17 protein-coding genes are annotated in these 19,458 nt (G+C 74.2%); 12 read left to right on the top strand and 5 right to left on the bottom strand.

From position 1 onward, the window contains the following. Nucleotides 1-96 precede the first annotated feature (96 nt). From ABZ716_RS07855 to ABZ716_RS07820, 8 genes are all read left to right on the top strand, one after another. Nucleotides 97-777, top strand: a complete 681-nt coding sequence (locus ABZ716_RS07855; protein WP_358812689.1) for a response regulator — start codon at nucleotides 97-99, stop codon at nucleotides 775-777. A 175-nt stretch (nucleotides 778-952) separates the two neighbouring features. Beyond that, on the top strand, nucleotides 953-3,748 hold the full coding sequence (locus tag ABZ716_RS07850) for a DNA translocase FtsK (RefSeq protein ID WP_358957438.1): 2,796 nt from the start codon (nucleotides 953-955) through the stop codon (nucleotides 3,746-3,748). A gap of 208 nt (nucleotides 3,749-3,956) precedes the next feature. Then, nucleotides 3,957-4,850, top strand: coding sequence for a RodZ domain-containing protein (locus ABZ716_RS07845; protein WP_358957436.1), 894 nt, complete (start codon nucleotides 3,957-3,959; stop codon nucleotides 4,848-4,850). A 145-nt stretch (nucleotides 4,851-4,995) separates the two neighbouring features. Continuing rightward, the gene (gene rimO / locus ABZ716_RS07840) at nucleotides 4,996-6,510 is read left to right on the top strand and encodes a 30S ribosomal protein S12 methylthiotransferase RimO (protein ID WP_358812692.1); all 1,515 of its coding nucleotides are present in this window, start codon (nucleotides 4,996-4,998) and stop codon (nucleotides 6,508-6,510) included. After that, complete coding sequence (pgsA, locus tag ABZ716_RS07835; RefSeq protein WP_358957434.1) at nucleotides 6,507-7,163, top strand: CDP-diacylglycerol--glycerol-3-phosphate 3-phosphatidyltransferase; 657 nt, start codon at nucleotides 6,507-6,509, stop codon at nucleotides 7,161-7,163. The genes rimO and pgsA overlap by 4 nt, the downstream gene beginning before the upstream one ends. Before the next feature lie 56 nt (nucleotides 7,164-7,219). Further along, a complete protein-coding gene (locus ABZ716_RS07830) occupies nucleotides 7,220-7,720 on the top strand; it encodes a CinA family protein (RefSeq protein ID WP_358957430.1) in 501 nt (166 codons plus the stop codon). 109 nt (nucleotides 7,721-7,829) lie between these two features. Then, on the top strand, nucleotides 7,830-8,210 hold the full coding sequence (locus ABZ716_RS07825; RefSeq protein WP_351880826.1) for a helix-turn-helix transcriptional regulator: 381 nt from the start codon (nucleotides 7,830-7,832) through the stop codon (nucleotides 8,208-8,210). Between the two features lie 167 nt (nucleotides 8,211-8,377). Continuing rightward, nucleotides 8,378-8,746: a hypothetical protein gene (locus ABZ716_RS07820; protein WP_358812695.1), complete on the top strand. Its 369-nt coding sequence runs from the start codon at nucleotides 8,378-8,380 to the stop codon at nucleotides 8,744-8,746. Here ABZ716_RS07820 and ABZ716_RS07815 read toward each other — a convergent pair. From ABZ716_RS07815 to ABZ716_RS07800, 4 genes are all read right to left on the bottom strand, one after another. Beyond that, nucleotides 8,694-9,464: an SDR family NAD(P)-dependent oxidoreductase gene (locus tag ABZ716_RS07815; protein WP_358812696.1), complete on the bottom strand. Its 771-nt coding sequence runs from the start codon at nucleotides 9,462-9,464 to the stop codon at nucleotides 8,694-8,696. The two genes, ABZ716_RS07820 and ABZ716_RS07815, sit on opposite strands and share 53 nt — an antisense overlap. A 32-nt stretch (nucleotides 9,465-9,496) precedes the next feature. After that, a complete protein-coding gene (locus tag ABZ716_RS07810; protein ID WP_358812697.1) occupies nucleotides 9,497-10,309 on the bottom strand; it encodes a DNA-formamidopyrimidine glycosylase family protein in 813 nt (270 codons plus the stop codon). A gap of 111 nt (nucleotides 10,310-10,420) precedes the next feature. Further along, complete coding sequence (locus tag ABZ716_RS07805; protein ID WP_358812698.1) at nucleotides 10,421-11,137, bottom strand: hypothetical protein; 717 nt, start codon at nucleotides 11,135-11,137, stop codon at nucleotides 10,421-10,423. A gap of 203 nt (nucleotides 11,138-11,340) precedes the next feature. Continuing rightward, on the bottom strand, nucleotides 11,341-15,939 hold the full coding sequence (locus ABZ716_RS07800) for an ATP-dependent helicase (protein ID WP_358957428.1): 4,599 nt from the start codon (nucleotides 15,937-15,939) through the stop codon (nucleotides 11,341-11,343). An 80-nt stretch (nucleotides 15,940-16,019) separates the two neighbouring features. Between ABZ716_RS07800 and ABZ716_RS07795 the strand changes: the two genes are divergently transcribed. From ABZ716_RS07795 to ABZ716_RS07785, 3 genes are all read left to right on the top strand, one after another. After that, entirely contained in the window at nucleotides 16,020-16,859 is an 840-nt protein-coding gene (locus tag ABZ716_RS07795) for an AraC family transcriptional regulator (RefSeq protein ID WP_358957426.1), read from the top strand. Between the two features lie 126 nt (nucleotides 16,860-16,985). Further along, entirely contained in the window at nucleotides 16,986-17,681 is a 696-nt protein-coding gene (locus ABZ716_RS07790) for an AzlC family ABC transporter permease (protein WP_351880809.1), read from the top strand. Beyond that, on the top strand, nucleotides 17,678-17,986 hold the full coding sequence (locus ABZ716_RS07785) for an AzlD domain-containing protein (RefSeq protein WP_351880806.1): 309 nt from the start codon (nucleotides 17,678-17,680) through the stop codon (nucleotides 17,984-17,986). The genes ABZ716_RS07790 and ABZ716_RS07785 overlap by 4 nt, the downstream gene beginning before the upstream one ends. Nucleotides 17,987-17,994: 8 nt before the next feature. Here the strand turns inward: ABZ716_RS07785 and ABZ716_RS07780 are convergent, their stop codons facing one another. After that, the gene (locus tag ABZ716_RS07780) at nucleotides 17,995-18,933 is read right to left on the bottom strand and encodes a hypothetical protein (protein ID WP_358957423.1); all 939 of its coding nucleotides are present in this window, start codon (nucleotides 18,931-18,933) and stop codon (nucleotides 17,995-17,997) included. Between the two features lie 69 nt (nucleotides 18,934-19,002). Here ABZ716_RS07780 and ABZ716_RS07775 point away from each other — a divergent pair, with 69 nt between their 5' ends. Then, complete coding sequence (locus ABZ716_RS07775; RefSeq protein ID WP_358812703.1) at nucleotides 19,003-19,197, top strand: DUF3046 domain-containing protein; 195 nt, start codon at nucleotides 19,003-19,005, stop codon at nucleotides 19,195-19,197. Nucleotides 19,198-19,458 lie beyond the last annotated feature (261 nt).

Genomic DNA, 19,458 nt, shown 5'->3' with positions numbered 1-19,458 from the left:
GACGGCGTGAAGACGCCGTCCTCTGGGGCGGACCCCGGCAGACAGGCCGGCGTCCGGAGCCGGGGAGGCCCCATGCCGGGGCGAGGAGGACAGGGCATGGTGCAGAAGGCCAAGATCCTCCTGGTCGACGACAGGCCGGAGAATCTGCTGGCGCTGGAGGCCATCCTCTCCGCGCTCGATCAGACACTGGTCCGGGCGTCGTCGGGGGAGGAAGCGCTCAAAGCGCTGCTGACGGACGATTTCGCGGTCATCCTGCTGGATGTACAGATGCCGGGAATGGACGGGTTCGAAACCGCCGCGCACATCAAGCGCCGCGAACGGACCAGGGACATCCCGATCATCTTCCTCACCGCGATCAACCACGGTCCGCACCACACCTTCCGCGGGTACGCGGCGGGCGCGGTGGACTACATCTCGAAGCCCTTCGACCCGTGGGTGCTGCGCGCCAAGGTCTCGGTCTTCGTGGAGCTCTACACCAAGAACTGCCAGCTGCGGGAGCAGGCGTCCCTGCTGCGCCTCCAGCTGGAGGGCGGCGGGGCCAACGGCGACGGCAGCAAGGAGGCGGCCGGGCTGCTGGCCGAGCTCTCCGCGCGGCTCGCGGCGGTCGAGGAGCAGGCCGAGGCGCTGACCAAGCAGCTCGGCGAGGACTCCGCCGACGCGGCGGTGGTGGCCACGGCCGCGCACCTGGAGCGCAAGCTGACCGGGCTGCGCCGGGCGCTGGACGCGCTGGAGCCGGGAACGGGCGGAACCGCCGCCGTCCTGCCCGCCCAGGGCTGACGGCCCGCGGGCGGACCCCGGCGGCGCTCCGGTACGGAAACCGGCCGCCGTCGGGCCCGGCTGGCGCCCCGTCAGGTCTGCCGGGGTGTCAAGAGGTGTACCGGCGGGGCGACACGAACGGGTGAAGCGGTGGGCACGCGTGTCCACCGGCGTGCGCACCGGTAACCTCGGGCCCATGGCCTCAAGTACGTCCGGCAAGGGTTCCCAGAGCACCGCGGGCGCCGCGAAGGGCCGCCCCGGCCGTACGACGGCGCCGGCCAAGAAGACGGCCCCGGCCCGCAAGCCTCCCGCGAAGAAGGCCGCGGCGGCCAAGCGCGCTCCGGCGAAGAAGACCGCCGCAGCGGCGCCGTCCCCGACGGGCGGCGTGGTGTGGCTCGTACGCGCGTGCTGGCTCGGGCTCGCGCACCTGGTCGGCAAGGCGTTCCGGGGCATCGGCCGGGGTGCGAAGAACCTCGACCCCGCCCACCGCAAGGACGGCGTCGCCCTGCTGCTGCTCGCCCTGGCGCTGATCGTCGCCGCCGGGACCTGGTCCAACCTGAGCGGGCCCGTCGGCGACCTGGTCACGATGCTGGTCACCGGGGCCTTCGGGCGCCTGGACCTGCTCGTGCCGGTGCTGCTCGGCATCATGGCGGTGCGTTTCATCCGCCACCCCGAGCAGAGCGACGCCAACGGCCGCATCGGCATCGGCCTGTCCGCCCTGGTCATCGGCGTCCTCGGGCTGGTGCACATCGCCTGTGGGGCCCCCGGCCGCGACGAGGGCACGACCGCCATGCAGAACGCGGGCGGGCTCATCGGCTGGGGCGCCTCCAAGCCGCTGATCTTCACCATGGGCGCGCCGCTGGCCGTGCCCCTGCTGGTGCTGCTGACCGTCTTCGGCCTGCTGGTCGTCACCGCCACCCCCGTCAACGCCATCCCGCAGCGGCTGCGCCGGCTGGGGATCCGGCTGGGGATCATCGCGCCCACCGCGTACGACGAGGGGTACGGGCACCCCGGCGCCGCCGGCCGCCCCGACCTGCACGACGCCGAGCAGTGGCGCGCCCGTACCGCCGGAGCCCCGGGACCGCAGGACCCGGCCGACGCCGCCGAGGAGGCGGCCCTGGCCGCCAAGCGCCGCCGCCCCCGGCGGGCCGCCGCGCGGCCGGGGGAGCGGGAGATGGACGCCGTCGACGTGGCCGCGGCGGCCGCCGCCGCCCTGGACGGGGTGGTCTACGGGGGGCTGCCCCCGAACCCGCTGGTCGCCGACCTCACCCAGGGGATCACCTCCCGGCAGGACGGCGTCGAGACCACCGCCCCGGTGCCGCCCGCCCGCGAGGAGCGCCCGCCCGCGCCCGTGGTCCTGCCCGCCTCCTCGGCCCCGCCGGCCGGGCCGGACACCGGCGGCGCCCCGCACGAGCGCACCGCCGCCGCGTCGGGGACCCTGTCGGTGCCGGACCTGACCAAGGCCCCGCCCGAGCCCCAGCCGCTCCCGGCCCGCGCCGAGCAGCTCCAGCTGCGCGGGGACATCACGTACGCCCTGCCCTCGCTGGACCTGCTGGAGCGCGGCGGGCCCGGCAAGACCCGTAGCGCCGTCAACGACTCCGTGGTGGCGGCGCTGACCAACGTGTTCACCGAGTTCAAGGTGGACGCGCAGGTCACCGGCTTCACCCGGGGCCCGACGGTCACCCGCTACGAGGTGACGCTCGGCGCCGCGGTGAAGGTCGAGCGGATCACGGCGCTGGCGAAGAACATCGCCTACGCCGTGGCCTCCCCGGACGTGCGCATCATCAGCCCGATCCCGGGCAAGTCGGCCGTCGGCATCGAGATCCCGAACACCGACCGCGAGATGGTCAACCTGGGCGACGTCCTGCGGCTCGCGGACGCCGCCGAGGACGACCACCCGATGCTGGTGGCGCTGGGCAAGGACGTCGAGGGCGGCTACGTCATGGCCAACCTGGCGAAGATGCCGCACGTGCTGGTCGCGGGCGCCACCGGCTCCGGCAAGTCCTCCTGCATCAACTGCCTGATCACCTCGGTCATGGTCCGGGCCACCCCGGAGGACGTGCGGATGGTCCTGGTCGACCCCAAGCGGGTCGAGCTGACCGCCTACGAGGGCATCCCGCACCTCATCACGCCGATCATCACCAACCCCAAGCGGGCCGCCGAGGCCCTCCAGTGGGTGGTGCGCGAGATGGACCTGCGCTACGACGACCTCGCCGCCTTCGGGTACCGGCACATCGACGACTTCAACCAGGCGATCCGGGACGGCAAGATCAAGCTGCCGCCCGGCAGCGAGCGGGAGCTGAGCCCGTACCCGTACCTGCTGGTGATCGTCGACGAGCTCGCGGACCTGATGATGGTGGCCCCGCGCGACGTCGAGGACTCCATCGTGCGGATCACCCAGCTGGCCCGCGCGGCCGGCATCCACCTGGTGCTCGCCACCCAGCGGCCCTCGGTGGACGTGGTGACCGGCCTGATCAAGGCGAACGTGCCCTCACGGCTGGCCTTCGCGACCTCCTCGCTCGCCGACAGCCGGGTCATCCTGGACCAGCCCGGGGCCGAGAAGCTGATCGGCAAGGGTGACGGGCTGTTCCTGCCGATGGGCGCGAACAAGCCGGTCCGCCTCCAGGGCGCCTTCGTCACGGAGGAGGAGATCGCCGGGATCGTCCAGCACTGCAAGGACCAGATGGCCCCTGTCTTCCGCGACGACGTCACGGTGGGACAGAAGCAGAAGAAGGAGATCGACGAGGAGATCGGCGACGACCTCGACCTGCTGTGCCAGGCGGCGGAGCTGGTGGTCTCCACCCAGTTCGGCTCCACCTCGATGCTCCAGCGCAAGCTGCGCGTGGGCTTCGCCAAGGCGGGACGGCTGATGGACCTGATGGAGTCCCGGGGGGTCGTGGGGCCCAGCGAGGGATCCAAGGCGAGGGACGTCCTCGTCAAACCGGACGAACTGGACGGAGTGCTCGCCGTCATCCGCGGCGAGGCGCCCTAGAACGGGGATCCGCCCGCCTCACCCGGTCGAAGGGGGATGGGCGGGCAACCGTTTCCCCTGGCCGTGCGTCAAGTTGAGCGGGACAGCGGCGGCCGGCGACCTCGCCATACGGATGGCGTAGGAAGCGGACCCTCCGGTTGCCCCACCCTTTCGTCACCCCCCTAGACTGGACATCCAGCAGGTGGCTACACGCTCGAAAGGCGCACTCGTGTCCATCGGCAACTCCAACTCCCCCGAAGAAGAGCGGCCTTCGACCGACGAACGGTCCGAGGACCGGCTCGTCGAACGTTCCGTCGAAGGCCCGTCCATCGGGACGGCCCTCAAGAAGGCCCGGATCGCCGCCGGGCTCACAGTCGACGAGGTCTCCTCCACCACCCGCGTGCGCATCCCCATCGTGCACGCGATCGAGGAGGACGACTTCACGCGGTGCGGCGGCGACGTGTACGCCCGCGGTCACATCCGTACGCTCGCCCGCGCCGTTCACCTCGACCCGGTCCCCCTGGTCGAGATGTACGACGAGGCCCACGGCGGACGGCCGGCGCCCACCCCCGCCGCGCCGATGTTCGATGCCGAGCGCATCCGCCCCGAACGGCAGCGGCCCAACTGGACCGCCGCCATGGTCGCCGCCATCGTCGCCGTGATCGGCTTCGTCGGCTTCACCGCCTTCGGCGGCGGCGAGGGGAAGGCCAAGCATCCGGTGGCGGAAGGTTCCGTCTCCCCGCAGCCGGCGCCCAAGCAGTCGGCGGGCAAGCAGCCGACCCCGGCCCAGCCCCCGCAGGCGCCGAAGCCGGAGCCCTCCGACAGTGCCATCGCGGCCGCGCCCAAGGACCTCGTCACCGTGGTCCTGACGGCCGACGTCGGTGAGAGCTGGATCTCGGCCAAGGACCACAGCGGCCGGCTCCTCTTCGACGGCACCCTCGCCCAGGGCGAGTCGAAGACCTTCACCGACAAGGAGTCCGTCGACCTCGTCCTGGGCGACGCCGGAGCCGTCAAGCTGTTCGTGAACGGCAAGGAGATCAAGGACAAGTTCGAGTCGGGGCAGGTCGAGCGGCTCACCTACACCAGGGACGACCCGCGCCAGGGCCAGGCCCAGGCGGGCTGACAGGGCCTGACCAGCGCCGACCGGCGTGGAACAAAAAATTCCGGATCCCCGGGACCCGTGCGGCACCTGCCGCCGGCTCCCGGGGATCTTGTCGTGGGGGGATGTGGGGCGGGGGCCGGCGCCGGGACGAAGTAGTCTTGAGTCCATGCCCGAACGCCGTACCGTCGCCCTTGTCACTCTTGGCTGCGCCCGTAACGAGGTGGACTCGGAGGAGCTCGCAGGCCGCTTGGCGGCGGATGGCTGGGAGCTCGTCGAGGACGCCGCCGACGCGGACGTAGCCGTCGTCAACACCTGTGGCTTCGTCGAAGCCGCCAAGAAGGACTCCGTAGACGCCCTGCTGGAAGCCAACGACCTCAAGGACCACGGCCGCACCCAGGCCGTCGTCGCCGTCGGCTGTATGGCCGAGCGCTACGGCAAGGAACTCGCCGAAGCGCTCCCCGAGGCCGACGGAGTCCTCGGCTTCGACGACTACGCCGACATCTCCGGCCGCCTCCAGACCATCCTCAGCGGCGGCAACGTCGAGGCCCACGCCCCGCGCGACCGGCGCCAGCTGCTGCCGATCAGCCCGGCCGAGCGGCAGAGCGCCTCCGTGGCCCTGCCCGGCCACGCCCAGGATGGCGCCGAAGCGCCCGCCGAGGCCCCCGCCGACCTCCCCGAGGGCGTCGCCCCCGCCTCCGGGCCGCGCGCCCCGCTGCGCCGCCGCCTGGACAAGAGCCCGGTGGCCTCGGTCAAGCTGGCCTCCGGCTGCGACCGCCGCTGCTCCTTCTGCGCCATCCCGTCCTTCCGCGGCTCCTTCATCTCCCGCCGCCCCTCCGACGTGCTGGGCGAGACGCGCTGGCTCGCCGAGCAGGGCGTCAAGGAGGTCATGCTCGTCTCCGAGAACAACACCTCGTACGGCAAGGACCTCGGCGACATCCGCCTGCTGGAGACCCTGCTGCCCGAGCTGGCCGCCGTCGACGGCATCGAGCGCGTCCGCGTCAGCTACCTCCAGCCCGCCGAGATGCGGCCCGGGCTGATCGACGTCCTCACCTCCACCCCCAAGGTCGCCCCCTACTTCGACCTGTCCTTCCAGCACTCGGCCCCCGACGTGCTGCGCGCCATGCGCCGCTTCGGCGACACCGACCGCTTCCTGGAGCTGCTGGACACCATCCGCTCCAAGGCCCCGCAGGCCGGTGTCCGCTCCAACTTCATCGTCGGCTTCCCCGGCGAGACGGAAGCCGACTTCGCCGAGCTGGAGCGTTTCCTCACCCACGCCCGCCTGGACGCCATCGGCGTCTTCGGCTACTCCGACGAGGACGGCACCGAGGCCGCCACGTACGAGAACAAGCTGGACGAGGAGACCGTCGCCGCGCGCCTCGCGCACATGCAGCGGCTCGCCGAGGAGCTCACCTCCCAGCGTGCGGAGGAGCGGATCGGCGAGACCCTGGAGGTACTCGTCGAGACGGTCGTCCCGTTCGACGAGGCGGAGGAGGGCGAGGGTGCCTACGGGCGCGCCGCCCACCAGGCCCCGGAGACCGACGGCCAGGTCGTCTTCACCGACGGCACCGGCCTGGTCCCCGGGCGCATCGTCACCGCCAAGGTGGTCGGCACGCTGGGCGTGGACCTGGTGGCCGAGCCGCTGGGCACGGAGTTCTCGGACATCCAGGAGGCGGCCGGATGAGCGGAGTCCCGGCACCAGCGGCAGGCGGGACCGGCCGCCGGCCCACGCCCGGCGCGAAGCTCGGGACTGCCGCCGTCAACCAGGCCAGCCTCTGGAACATCGCCAACATCCTGACGATGATCCGGCTCGTCCTGGTGCCGGGATTCGTCCTGCTGCTGCTCGCCGACGGGGGCTACGACCCCGTCTGGCGGGTCCTGGCGTGGGCGGCCTTCGCCGTCGCCATGATCACGGACATCTTCGACGGGCACCTGGCCAGGACGTACAACCTGGTCACGGACTTCGGGAAGATCGCCGACCCCATCGCCGACAAGGCGATCATGGGGTCGGCGCTCGTGTGTCTGTCCTGGCTCGGCGACCTGCCCTGGTGGGTGACCGGGGTGATCCTGGGGCGGGAACTCGGGATCACGCTGATGCGTTTCTGGGTCATCCGCTACGGAGTGATCCCCGCCAGCCGGGGCGGCAAGCTCAAGACCCTGGCCCAGGGCACGGCGGTGGGCATGTACGTGCTCGCGCTGACCGGGCCGCTGGCCACCCTGCGCTTCTGGGTGATGGCGGTGGCCGTCGTGCTGACGGTCGTCACCGGTTTGGATTACATCCGGCAGGCCGTCGTGCTGCGCCGGGCGGGGCGGGACGCGGAGCGGATCGCGGCGTGACGAACGGGGCGGGGGAGGCGACGGAACCTGTGGGAGCGGGGGACGGTGCCGGACGCGTGGCCGAAGGCGTGCTGCGCCTGCTTGCGGAGAGTGACCAGAGCCTCGCCGTGGCGGAGTCGCTGACCGGGGGCATGGTGGCCGCCGCGCTCACGGCGGTGCCGGGGGCCTCGCGCTCCTTCCGCGGATCGGTGACGGCGTACGCCACTGAACTCAAGCACCGCGTCCTCGGGGTGGACGCCGCGCTGCTGGCCGCCGAAGGCGCGGTGAACGCCCAGGTGGCGGCCGAGATGGCCAGCGGTGTGCGGCGCGTGATGGGCGCTTCGTGGGGGATCGCGACGACCGGGGTGGCCGGTCCTGACCCCCAGGACGGGCAGCCGGTCGGGACCGTCTTCGTCGCCGTGGCGGGGCCCGGGGGCAGGAAAACGGCCCGGCTGCGGTTGAACGGCTCCCGGGAGGAAATTCGTAGGGAGAGTGCACGCACAGTGCTCGAACTGCTCTCGAGCGAACTCCGCGAGAATCCGCGGAGGCAGGATACGGAACAGAACGGGGGGATTTGATGTTTGCAGCCCTGAGTGAACACGACATCGCTCCCCGCACGGCCGCGGCGCGAGGCGGTACGGTGGGGCGTGAAGGTTACGGCTACACGGTCAGAGGAGGGAGCCACCGATGATTCTGCTCCGTCGCCTGCTGGGTGACGTGCTGCGTCGGCAGCGCCAGCGCCAGGGCCGTACTCTGCGCGAAGTCTCCTCGTCCGCCCGAGTTTCGCTCGGCTATCTCTCCGAGGTGGAGCGGGGGCAGAAGGAGGCATCCTCCGAGCTGCTCTCCGCGATCTGCGACGCGCTGGACGTACGGATGTCCGAGCTGATGCGCGAAGTCAGTGACGAGCTGTCGCTGGCCGAGCTCGCGCAGTCGGCAGCCGCAAGCGAACCGGTGCCGGCACCGGTGCGCCCGATGCTCAATTCGGTCTCCGTGGCCTCGGTCACGGGCGGGACCGAGCGGGTGACCATCAAGGCACCCGTGGAAGCGGTGAACGTCGTAGCCGCTTGAGTACCGCGAGCTGGATACGTGGGTGTGGCAGAGCCCCGGGTGGTGCGTGAGGCGCCGGCCGGGGCTCTTTGCCGTGTCCGTTCTGGGTGCGGGGGCCCAGGGTGTGGGAGAGGATGGGCGCGACCGAGAACCGGCCCTCCCCGGACCCTGTCCGGGGGGCACCCCCCATGGAGGTGGCCGTGCGGGTGTTACTTCGCATACCCGTGGCCCTGCCCCTCGTCCTGGCCCTGCCGCTCGCGCTGGCGGTGGCCGTGCTGTGGGGGTGGGCGGTGGTGAGGCTGGCGGTGGCGCCGGCCGAGGCGGGGCCCGTGGAGGGCGCGATAGCGGTGGGCGGCTGGGGGCTGGGGCTGCTGCCCGTGCACTGCGTACCCGGCCCCGTACGCGGGCTCCGGCGCGGGGATCCGGGCGGTGCCGGGCGGGACGCGGGAGGGGCTTCAGGCAGGTCTCCCGGGGTTCCGGGAGGGGTTTCGGGAGGGGCGGGGGTCACCACGGCATCGAGACCCCGCCGTTCGGCCGAAGGATCTGGCCCGTCATGAAGGACGAGGCGTCCGATGCCAGGTAGAGCACGGCGTGGGCGATGTCCTCGGGCTCGCCGACCCGGCGCAGCGGGGACATCCGCACCATGGCGGCCTCGGTCTGCTCCTGGGCCTCGGGGCTGTGGCGGGCGGTCATGGGGGTGCGGATCCACCCCGGGGCGACGGCGTTGACGCGGATGCCGTGCGGGCCGCTCTCGGTGGCCAGGGTCCGGGTCAGCTGCACGACGGCGGCCTTGGCGGCGCTGTAGCAGAGCAGGCCGGGCTGGGCGGCGTCCACGGCGCCGGAGGCCATCGTGACGACCGAGCCGCGGCGCCCGGCGCCGATCATGGAGCGGACGGCCTCCTGGCAGGTGCGCAGGACCCCCTTGAAGTTGACGTCCAGCACCCGGTCGAGGTCCTCGTCGGTGGTGTCCAGGACGCTGCTGGTGTGCATGACCCCGGCGATGGCGGCGGCGATGTCGAGCGGCCCGGCCGCGGCGACGGCGGCCCTCAGGGCGGCGCGGTCGGTGACGTCGAGGGGGTGGGCGGTGGCGGCTCCGCCGGCCTTGGTGATCAGAGCGGCGGTCTCGGCCAGGCCCGGCTCGTCGCGGTCCGCGCAGTGCACGGCCGCGCCCGCCCGGGCGAGCAGGAGGGCGGTGGCCCGGCCTATGCCGGCGGCGGCTCCGGTGACGAGCGCGGTCCGGCCGGTGAGGTCGTACGCGGTGAGGGGTGTGGGCATACCGGGACGGTACGAGGGGAGCTGACGGGGCGTCAATTGGTCGGAGCGTCCGGGGTGGGGCCGGACTGGCAGCGGGGGCACCAGTACGTGGGGCGGCCGTCCTGCGGGGCCTGGCGCACCGGGGTGCCGCAGCGCAGGCAGGGGCGGCGGGCGCGGCCGTAGACGAACAGCTCCCGGCCCGGGCGGCGGCTGCCGGTGGTGTTGCGGTGGCCGCCGTGGCCGGCGTTCGCGGCGAGGAGGCGCTGGGCCGCGGCCGCGATGCGGACGACGGTGACCTCGGGGTCGGGGAGCGCGCCGACCGGGGTCCAGGGGGTGGCCGAGGCCAGGAAGCAGAGCTCGCACTTGTAGATGTTGCCGATGCCCGCCAGGTTGCGCTGGTCGAGCAGGGCCTCGCCGAGGGGGCGGCCGGGGGCGGCGAGGAGGTGGGCGGCGGCCCGGTCGGGGTCCCAGTCGGGGCCGAGGAGGTCGGGTCCCAGATGCCCCACGGCCTGGTGCTCGTCGGCGGTGCGCAGCAGTTCGAGGACGGGGAGGCGGTAGCCGACGGCTGTGGCGTCCGCGGCGGCCAGCACGGCCCGGATCTCGTAGGAGGGGCCGCCGCGCCATTTCTCGTCGGGGGCGAAGAGGTACCAGGCGCCGTCCATGCCGAGGTGGCTGTGGAGGGTGAGGCCGCCTTCGAGGCGGGCGAGGAGGTGCTTGCCGCGGGGGACGACCTCCAGGGTGGTGCGGCCGGTGAGGTCGGCGGTGGCGAAGCGGGGGACGCGGAGGTCGGCGTGGGTGAGGGGCTTGCCGGCGAGGGCGGCGTGCAGGCGGGCCGCGACGCGGTGGACGCTGTCTCCTTCGGGCATGGGGCCATTGTCACGCCGCCGGGCGGGCAGAACGCGGAACCCCCTGGGGCGGGGTGGCCGCCGCAGGGGGTTCGCGCGATCAGGAGCGGTGAGGGCCCGGGGGGCCGCTCATCACTTCCAGGTGAGGCCCTTCTGGGGCGGGGAGGCGAGGTTGTTGTACGGGTCGCCCCAGTACTCGGCGCCGGAGACCTTCGACGCGGCCGGCGCGAGCGCCAGCACGCAGTTGGTCTGGGACTGGCCGTTGACGAAGCCCTTCGGCAGCGAGTCGTCCTTGCACTTCTCGAACTTGCCGATGATCGAGACCTTGTCGGCCTCGGTGCCGTCGGCGAGCAGGCCCTTGATGTGGCCGACCGAGGTGAAGGACAGGTCCGTCGTGCCGGTGTTCTTGACCGTGTAGCGGATGTAGTAGGGGACCAGGCCCTTCGCCTTGTCGCCGAGGTTCAGCGGCGCGAGGTCGGCCGGGTTGCCCTGCTCGATGCCGGTGACGGCGATGGCGATCTGGCCGCCCTTGTTGCTGCCGTAGCTGAACGGGACGGTCGCCGCCTCGCCGATCTTGAACGCCTGGCCGGACTTGGCCACCGCGCCGCCGCCCGCGGCCCCGCCGGAGGCGCCGTCGTAGCCGCCCGCGGTCGGGGAGCCCGTGGCTCCGGCCGGCGGGGTGGCGTAGCCGCCGGGCTGCGAAGCCTGGGCGGACGGGGCGGACGAGGCGGACGGGGCCGCCGGGGTGAGCTCCTCGTTGCCGTCCTTGCAGCCCGTCAGGACCAGGGTTCCGGCCACGGCCAGGCCGGCCGCGGCCAGGGTGGTCTTGCGCATGCTGTTGCTGCTCACTTTTCTTCTCCCCCATGACTGTGCACCGCCAATGCGGTGCCTGTGATCACCTTTGATAAGCCATGGATAAGCGTCGATGCCAGCTGAGGAGGGGCTGGCAGCCGTTTCGTGACATGCCCAAGACATCCGTGTCGGAGTCGAGACCGGAGCGAGTTCTCGCCGTTTTCCGTGCGCGGCCCGGTCCGGATCCCGCTGGACGCCCTCTAGCTGCGCAGTCGCAGCCCCCTCGGGGTGGCGTGGAAGCCGGCCGTCTCCAGGGCCTGGCCCAGGGGGGAGGTGAGGGCCGCCGCGGCGTTGATGCGCTCCACCGTCAGGTCCGGGAGGGTGCCCGCGCGGGAGGCCGCCACCAGGGCCGCCGTGGCCGCCGCCAGGCGCGGATCGCCCGGGTCGGGCCAGGCCAGCAGGGTCTTGCCGCCGCGCTCCAGGTAGAGGGTGAGCTCACCGTCGACCAGCACCACCAGCGAGCCCGCCTTGCGGCCCGGCTTGTGGCTCGCGCCCGCCGGGGGTTCCGGCCAGGGCAGGGCCGCCCCGTACGCGTTCGCCGGATCGGCGGCGGCCAGGACCACCGCCGCCAGCGGGGGCGGGGTCCGCTCGGCCGCGCGCAGCCGGTCCACCGCGCCGTCCATCGCGAACTGGGCCGCGCCCAGCCCCTCCACCACGTAACCCCGGCGGGCCTGCCCGCTGTCCTCGAACGCCGACAGGATCCGGTACACCGCGGAGAACCCGCCCTCGACGCCCTCCGCCGCCACCGCCCCGCGCGTGACCACCCCGTGCCGGTCGAGGAGGGTCCGGGCCAGGGCGTGGGCGCGGTGGGTCGGATCGGGGGCCGGGGCCGGCAGGAGCGACCAGCGGCCCGAGACCGTGGGCGGGCCCGTACGGGAGACGGCCGCGCTGAGGCTGCCGTACCGGCCGCGCGGGACGGTGCGCCGGGCCCGGTGGGCGGTGGCGCCCGCGGTACGGCCCGAGCCCAGCAGGGAGCGCAGCGGGGCGAGGGTGTCGTTGGTCAGGCGGCCCGACCAGGCGAGGTCCCACAGGGCCGAGGACAGTTCCGGCTCCGAGACCTCGGGATGGCGGTCCCGGACGGCCTGGCTGAGCTGGCGGAAGAACAGGCCGTACCCGCCCGACAGGGCCTCCAGCACCGCCTGGTGCAGGGGGCCCAGCTCCAGGGGGTGCGGCTCCGGCAGCAGCAGCGGGGCCGCGTCCGCCAGGTACAGGGAGATCCAGCCGTCCTTGCCCGGCAGTGCCCCCGCACCGGCCCACACCACCTCCCCGGTGGTGGTCAGCTCGTCCAGCAGGGCGGGGGAGTAGCCCGCGACCCGCGAGGGCAGGATCAGCCGCTCCAGCGCCGACGCCGGCACCGGGGCGCCCTGGAGCTGCTCCACCGCCCGCGCCAGACCGTCGATCCCGCGCAGCCCGCCGCCCAGGTGCTGCCACTGGGGCAGGAACGTGGCCAGCGAGGCGGGCGGGACCGGCTCCAGCTCCTGGCGCAGGGCCGCCAGCGAGCGGCGCCGCAGCCGGCGCAGCACCGCCGCGTCGCACCACTCCTGGCCGATGCCCGCCGGATGGAACTCGCCCTGCACCACCCGGCCCGCCGCCGCGAGCCGGTGCAGGGCGCCCTCGGTCACCGCGGTGCCCAGACCGAAGCGGGCGGCGACGGCGGTCGTGGTGAACGGGCCGTGCGTACGGGCGTAGCGGGCCAGCAGGTCCCCGAGGGGATCCTTGACCGGCTCGGTGAACGCCTCCGGCACGCCCACCGGCAGGGCCGTGCCCAGGGCGTCCCGCAGCCGGCCCGCGTCCTCGATCGCCGCCCAGTGCTCGACGCCGCCGATCCGTACCCGGATCGCCCGGCGGGCGGCCTCCAGGGAGGCGGCCCAGCCCGGCTCCGCGCCCCGCTCCGCCAGCTCGGCCTCGGTCAAGGGGCCCAGCAGGCGCAGCAGATCGGCCACCGACTCGGCGTCCTTCGCCCGCCGGTCCTCCGTCAGCCACTGCAGCTCCCGCTCCAGCTCCTCCAGCACCTCGGCGTCGAGGAGTTCGCGCAGCTCGGCCTGGCCCAGCAGCTCCGCCAGCAGCCGCGAGTCCAGGGACAGCGCCGCCGCCCGCCGCTCGGCCAGCGGCGAGTCCCCCTCGTACAGGAACTGGGCGACGTACCCGAACAGCAGCGAGCGGGCGAAGGGGGAGGGCTCGGGGGTGGTGACCTCGACCAGGCGGACCCGCCGCGCCTCCAGGTCCCCCATCAGCTCGGTCAGGCCCGGTACGTCGAAGACGTCCTGGAGGCATTCGCGTACGGCTTCCAGCACGATCGGGAAGGAGCCGAACTCGGAGGCCACCTGGAGCAGTTGCGAGGCCCGCTGGCGCTGCTGCCACAGCGGGGTGCGCTTGCCGGGGCTGCGGCGCGGCAGCAGCAGGGCGCGCGCCGCGCACTCGCGGAACCGGGAGGCGAACAGGGCCGAGCCGCCCACCTGGTCGGTGACGATCTGCCCGACCTCCCCCGGGTCGAAGGAGACGTCGGCCGCGCCCAGCGGGGCCTGTTCGTCGTCGAACTCGAAGGACGGGGGCCGGGCGGGATCGTGGTCGAGGAGGTCCAGGTCCATGGAGAGCAGATCGGCGTCGGGCAGGCGCAGCACGATCCCGTCGTCGGCATGCATCACCTGGGCGTCCATGCCGTACTTCTCCGCCAGCCGGGCGCCCAGCGCCAGCGCCCACGGGGCATGGACCTGGGCGCCGAACGGCGAGTGCACGACGACCCGCCAGTCGCCCAGCTCGTCACGGAACCGCTCCACCACGATGGTCCGGTCGTCCGGCACATGGCCGCAGGACTCGCGCTGCTCCGCGAGGTACGCCAGCACGTTGTCCGCGGCCCAGGCGTCGAGCCCCGCCGCCAGCAGCCGCAGCCGGGCGTCCTCTTCGGTGAGCGCGCCGAGCTCGCGCAGGAACGCGCCGACCGCCCGGCCCAGTTCGAGCGGGCGGCCCAGCTGGTCCCCCTTCCAGAACGGCAGCCGGCCCGGCACCCCGGGGGCCGGGGTGACCAGGACCCGGTCGCGGGTGATGTCCTCGATCCGCCAGGAGGTCGTGCCCAGGGTGAACACATCGCCCACGCGGGACTCGTAGACCATCTCCTCGTCGAGCTCGCCGACCCGGCCACCGCCCTTCTTCGGGTCGGCGCCCGCCAGGAAGACCCCGAAGAGCCCGCGGTCGGGGATGGTCCCGCCGGAGGTCACCGCCAGGCGCTGCGCGCCCGGCCGGCCGGTGATCGTCCCGGCGACCCGGTCCCACACCACCCGGGGGCGGAGCTCCGCGAACGCGTCCGACGGGTAGCGGCCCGCCAGCATGTCCAGCACCGAGGTGAACGCCGACTCGGGCAGCGCCGCGAACGGCGCCGCCCGCCGCACCAGCGCGAGCAGGTCGTCCAGCTGCCAGGTGTCCATCGCGGTCATCGCGACCAGCTGCTGGGCGAGCACGTCGAGCGGGTTGGAGGGGATCCGCAGGGACTCGATCGCCCCCGTGCGCATCCGCTCCGTGACCACGGCCGCCTGCACCAGGTCCCCCCGGTACTTGGGGAAGACCACCCCCGTGGAGACCGCCCCCACCTGGTGCCCCGCCCGGCCCACCCGCTGGAGCCCCGACGCCACCGACGGCGGCGACTCCACCTGCACCACCAGGTCCACCGCGCCCATGTCGATGCCCAGTTCGAGGCTGGAGGTGGCCACCACGGCCGGCAGCCGGCCCGCCTTGAGGTCCTCCTCGACCAGCGCCCGCTGCTCCTTCGACACCGAGCCGTGGTGCGCCCGGGCCAGCAGCGGCGGGGCGCCCTGCGCGGCGCCCGACTGGGCCATGATCTCCGCCGGGGGCGGGGCGCCCTCGCCGAGCGGTTCCCCGGTGGCGCGCTCGTAGGCGATCTCGTTGAGCCGGTTGCACAGGCGCTCGGCGAGCCGGCGGGAGTTGGCGAACACGATCGTCGAGCGGTGGGCCTGCACCAGGTCGGCGATCCGCTCCTCCACATGCGGCCAGATCGACGGTCGGTCCCCGCCCTCGCGCCCCTCCGTGGCGGGGGAGCCGCCCAGCTCGCCCATGTCCTGCACCGGGACGACCACCGACAGGTCGAACTCCTTGGCCGACGGCGGCTGCACGATCTCCACCCGGCCGCGCGGCGCCAGATAGCGGGCCACCTCCTCCACCGGCCGGACCGTCGCCGACAGGCCGATCCGGCGGGCCGGGCGCGGCAGCAGCTCATCCAGCCGCTCCAGGGAAAGCGCGAGATGGGCGCCCCGCTTGGTGCCGGCGACGGCATGCACCTCGTCCAGGATCACCGTCTCCACCCCGGACAGCGCCTCGCGCGCCGCCGAGGTCAGCATCAGGAACAGCGACTCCGGCGTGGTGATCAGGATGTCGGGCGGACGCAGCGCGAGGGCCCGGCGCTCGGCGGCCGGGGTGTCCCCGGAGCGGATGCCCACCCGGACGTCGGGCTCGGGCAGCCCCAGGCGGGCCGACTCCTGCCGGATGCCCGTCAGCGGGCTGCGCAGATTGCGCTCCACATCCACCGCGAGGGCCTTCAGCGGCGACACGTACAGCACCCGGCAGCGCTTCTTCGGCTCGGCCGGCGGCGGCTGCGAGACCAGCCGGTCCAGGGCGGCGAGGAAGGCGGCCAGCGTCTTGCCGGAACCCGTCGGCGCGACGACGAGGACGTCCGCCCCCTCCCCGATGGCCCGCCAGGCGCCCTCCTGCGCGGAGGTGGGCGTACGGAAGGCCCCCGTGAACCACGAGCGGGTCGCGGGGGAGAACGAGTCGAGCGCAGCGCCTGCCATGCCCCCATCGTGCACCCCGCCACTGACAACCGGCCGGACCTGCGTAAACGCGCGCCGGGCCGGGGGCGCAGAATGGGGTCATGGGGACGGCTGACGACGAGGCGGGCCGCGAATGGGCCCGGCACTGGCGCTCCCCGCAGCTGCCCGGACTGGACCTGCTGCGGGCCCACTACGTCCGCCACACCTTCCCCCGACACGCCCACGACGGGTACGTCATCGCGGCCGTCACCGGCGGCGTCGAGGAGATCGGCCTGCCCGGCACCACCCTGCGGGCCGGCCCCGGCAGCGTGGTGCTGATCAACCCCGAGGTCGCGCACACCGCCCGCGCCGGCGTCCCCGAGGGCTGGGCGTACTCCACCCTCTATCCCTCCCGGGAGCTGATCACCGAGGTTGCCGCCGAGATCGGCACCCTGCGCGGCACCCCCGGCTTCACCACCGGGATGGTCCTCGACGGGCCGGGCGCCAAGATGATCACCGAGGTGCACCGGGCCGCCGAGGCGGGCAACGCGCTCGCCGCCGACACCCTGCTGCGCACCGTGGCGGCCCGGATGCTCGGCCGGCACGCCGCCCCGCTGCCCGCCCGGCGGCCCTCCCGCGCGGGCGGATCCGACGCCGAGCGGGCCCGGGCCGTACTGGAGGAGCGGATGGCGCGGCCCCCGTCGCTGGAGGGTCTCGCGGCGGAGCTGGGCACCAGCCCCTTCGCCCTGCTGCGCGCCTTCCGCGACCGGTACGGGATGCCCCCGCACACCTGGCTGACCGACGCCCGGGTCCGCCGCGCCCGGCGCCTGCTCGACGCGGGGGCCGCCCCGGCGGAGGTGGCCGTCGCCGTGGGCTTCACCGACCAGCCGCACCTCAACCGCCACTTCACCCGCATCGTCGGCGTCCCCCCGGGCGCCTACCGGCGGGGCCGGGCGGGGTAGGGGAGGTCCGGTGACCGGGCCGGTGTTCCCGCCTGACGGCGCCGGTGACCTGGGCGGTACGCAAGAACGTACAAGACCGGGCGCCCGGCCGGCGCCTACCTTCGCCGGGTGAGAACAGAGCAGAAAGTGATACCAGAGGCCCCCGACGGGGCCGCCCGGCGGCCGCGGGCCGCTGTCGTACGGGACGCGCTCGGCGTCGGGGTGGCCGTCGGGCTGTCCGGGTTCGCGTTCGGGGTGACCGCCGCCGGCGCCGGGATCAGCGTGCTCCAGGCGTGTGCGCTGAGCCTGCTGGTGTTCACCGGAGCCTCGCAGTTCGCGCTGGTCGGGGCGCTGGCCGCGGGCGGGAACCCGTTCACCGCCGCCGCCGGGGCCTTCTTCCTCGGGACCCGCAACGCCTTCTACGGGCTGCGGCTGTCGCAGCTGCTCGCCCTGCCGAAGGCCGTACGCCCGCTCGCCGCGCACTGGGTCATCGACGAGACCACCGCCGTGGCCCTCGCCCAGCCCGACCGCAGGTCGGCCCGGCTGGGGTTCACCGTCACCGGGCTCAGCCTGTACCTGCTGTGGAACCTCACCACCCTGCTCGGCGCGCTCGGCGCCGAAGCCCTCGGGGACACCGCCGCGTGGGGGCTGGACGCCGCCGGGCCCGCCGTGTTCCTCGCCCTCCTCGCCCCCATGCTCAAGAGCACCACCGAACGGGCCGTCGCCGCGCTCGCGCTCGTCCTCGGGCTGGGCTTCCTGCCCGTCCTGCCCGCCGGGGTGCCCGTACTGATCGCCGCGCTGGCCGCGCCCGCCGTGTTGTGGCTGAAGGGAAGGCGCTCGTGAACGTCTGGATCGCCATCGGGCTCACCGTCGCCGGCTGCTACGCCGTCAAGCTCGCCGGACTCCTCGTCCCCGCCGGGGTCCTGGAGCGGCCCGCCGTGCGCAGGCTCTCGGCCCTCCTGCCGGTGGCCCTGCTCGCCGCCCTCACCGCCCAGCAGACCTTCAGCACCGGCCACGCGCTGGTCCTCGACGCCCGCGCCGCCGGGCTCGCGGCCGCCGCCGTCGCGCTGCTGCTGCGCGCCCCGTTCCTGGTGGTGGTCGGGGCGGCGGTGGTGGTGACCGCCGCCGTACGGGCCTTCGGCGGCTGAGCGACGGCCTAGGTCAGGGGCCGCCCGTACGCCCTCAGGGTCAGCAGGGCCTCGATGGTGGCGATCGGGCGCCGCTCCAGGGCGCTGCCCGGGGCCCAGGCCCGGCGGTGCACCGGCCAGCCGCCGTCGGGCTGCTGCTGCGCCGCGAGGAAGTCCAGGCAGCGGCGCATCTCCTCGTCGGTGAACCAGCTCCGCGCCGGTGACTCGGGCCGCCGGGCGTAGTCGTACGGGAACAGCCGCTCGCCCGGTGCGCAGCCCGGGGCGACGGGGTACTCCTCGGACCGGGCAGGGTCGAGCACCGCCAGGCGCCGCTCGCGCACCAGCCGGCCCAGCCGGTCGGCGGCCGCCGCCGCGCGGGCCCGGTCGGGGACCCCGTCGAGGAAGGCGACCGCGCCCTGGACCTCGTACGGATGCGGGTGGCGCAGCGTCTCGATCCGCTCCCAGCAGAACTCCGTGGCCCGGAAGAGCCAGGCGTCCCAGATCCGGTTGCGGTGCAAGAGCCCCACGACCGGGCCCGTCGTCGCCAGCTCGCCCGGCGGGTCCTCGCGCACCGGGTGCCACGGCGCGGCGGGATGGCCGCGCGGGACGGGGATGGCCAGCGGAAGTGCTCCCTCCGGGGTGGAGATGCGGCTCAGGTGGCGGCAGAGGCGTTCGATGCGCTGCCCGGCGCAGCGGCCGAGGCCGTCGAGGATCCGCAGAGCGTGCGCCGTGTGCGGGGGCTGGCTCAGCGGGCCGCGCAGATCGGGGTCGAGGGCGTGGCCGTAGCCGCCGTCGGCCCCCAGGTAGGCGTTGAGGGCGGTGTCGACCGCGTCGGCGTCCCCGCCGAGGAAGTGGTGGGCGAACCGGCGCTGCTCCAGCACCCGGGCCGTGAGCCAGATGAACTGCTCGGCACGGGCCAGCGCGGCCGGTGCGGCCGGTGCGGGCGCGGAAGCTTCGTCTCCAGGCATGCGAGCCACCGTAGGGCGCCGGAGGGCGGTGACGGGGAGGTGCACTCCCCGGGGCGGGATACTGGGGGCATGCGGTTGACGATTTTCTGGGAGCGGATGGCGGAGCACTTCGGCGCCGCCTACGCGGACTCCTTCGCCCGGGACCATGTCATGTCCGAGCTCGGCGGGCGCACGGTCCAGCAGGCGCTGGAGGCGGGCTGGGAAGCGAAGGACGTGTGGCGCGCGGTGTGCACGGCGATGGACGTGCCGGCTTCGCTGCGCTGACACCTCGGGGGCGCCGCACGCCGGCAGGGCGCCGCGCGCCGGCAGGGCCCGGCCGCGGCACGGGCGGCTTCGTGGTCCGGCGGGCTGCGCGGTCAGGCCGGCCCGTGGTCAGGCCGGCTTCGCGGTCAGGTCGGCTCCGCGGTCCGGCGGGCTGCGCGGGCAGGTTGGCCCCGTGGTCCAGCGGGCTGCGTGGTCCAGCGGGCTGAGCGGTCCGGCGGGCTTCGTGGTCCGGGCGGCTCGGTGGCCGCGGCCGCTTCGTGG

Origin of the sequence: Streptomyces sp. NPDC006687, assembly GCF_040636215.1 — a bacterium.
In the GTDB taxonomy this organism is placed as follows: domain Bacteria; phylum Actinomycetota; class Actinomycetes; order Streptomycetales; family Streptomycetaceae; genus Streptomyces.
This window is presented reverse-complemented; position numbering and strand designations above follow the sequence as displayed.

Coding starts and splice junctions, on each gene's coding strand:
- ABZ716_RS07855 (WP_358812689.1), top strand. CDS start 97: ATGGTGCAGAAGGCCAAGATCCTCCTGGTCGACGACAGGCCGGAGAAT.
- ABZ716_RS07850 (WP_358957438.1), top strand. CDS start 953: ATGGCCTCAAGTACGTCCGGCAAGGGTTCCCAGAGCACCGCGGGCGCC.
- rimO (WP_358812692.1), top strand. CDS start 4,996: ATGCCCGAACGCCGTACCGTCGCCCTTGTCACTCTTGGCTGCGCCCGT.
- pgsA (WP_358957434.1), top strand. CDS start 6,507: ATGAGCGGAGTCCCGGCACCAGCGGCAGGCGGGACCGGCCGCCGGCCC.
- ABZ716_RS07825 (WP_351880826.1), top strand. CDS start 7,830: ATGATTCTGCTCCGTCGCCTGCTGGGTGACGTGCTGCGTCGGCAGCGC.
- ABZ716_RS07820 (WP_358812695.1), top strand. CDS start 8,378: ATGGAGGTGGCCGTGCGGGTGTTACTTCGCATACCCGTGGCCCTGCCC.
- ABZ716_RS07815 (WP_358812696.1), bottom strand. CDS start 9,464: ATGCCCACACCCCTCACCGCGTACGACCTCACCGGCCGGACCGCGCTC.
- ABZ716_RS07810 (WP_358812697.1), bottom strand. CDS start 10,309: ATGCCCGAAGGAGACAGCGTCCACCGCGTCGCGGCCCGCCTGCACGCC.
- ABZ716_RS07800 (WP_358957428.1), bottom strand. CDS start 15,939: ATGGCAGGCGCTGCGCTCGACTCGTTCTCCCCCGCGACCCGCTCGTGG.
- ABZ716_RS07795 (WP_358957426.1), top strand. CDS start 16,020: ATGGGGACGGCTGACGACGAGGCGGGCCGCGAATGGGCCCGGCACTGG.
- ABZ716_RS07780 (WP_358957423.1), bottom strand. CDS start 18,933: ATGCCTGGAGACGAAGCTTCCGCGCCCGCACCGGCCGCACCGGCCGCG.
- ABZ716_RS07775 (WP_358812703.1), top strand. CDS start 19,003: ATGCGGTTGACGATTTTCTGGGAGCGGATGGCGGAGCACTTCGGCGCC.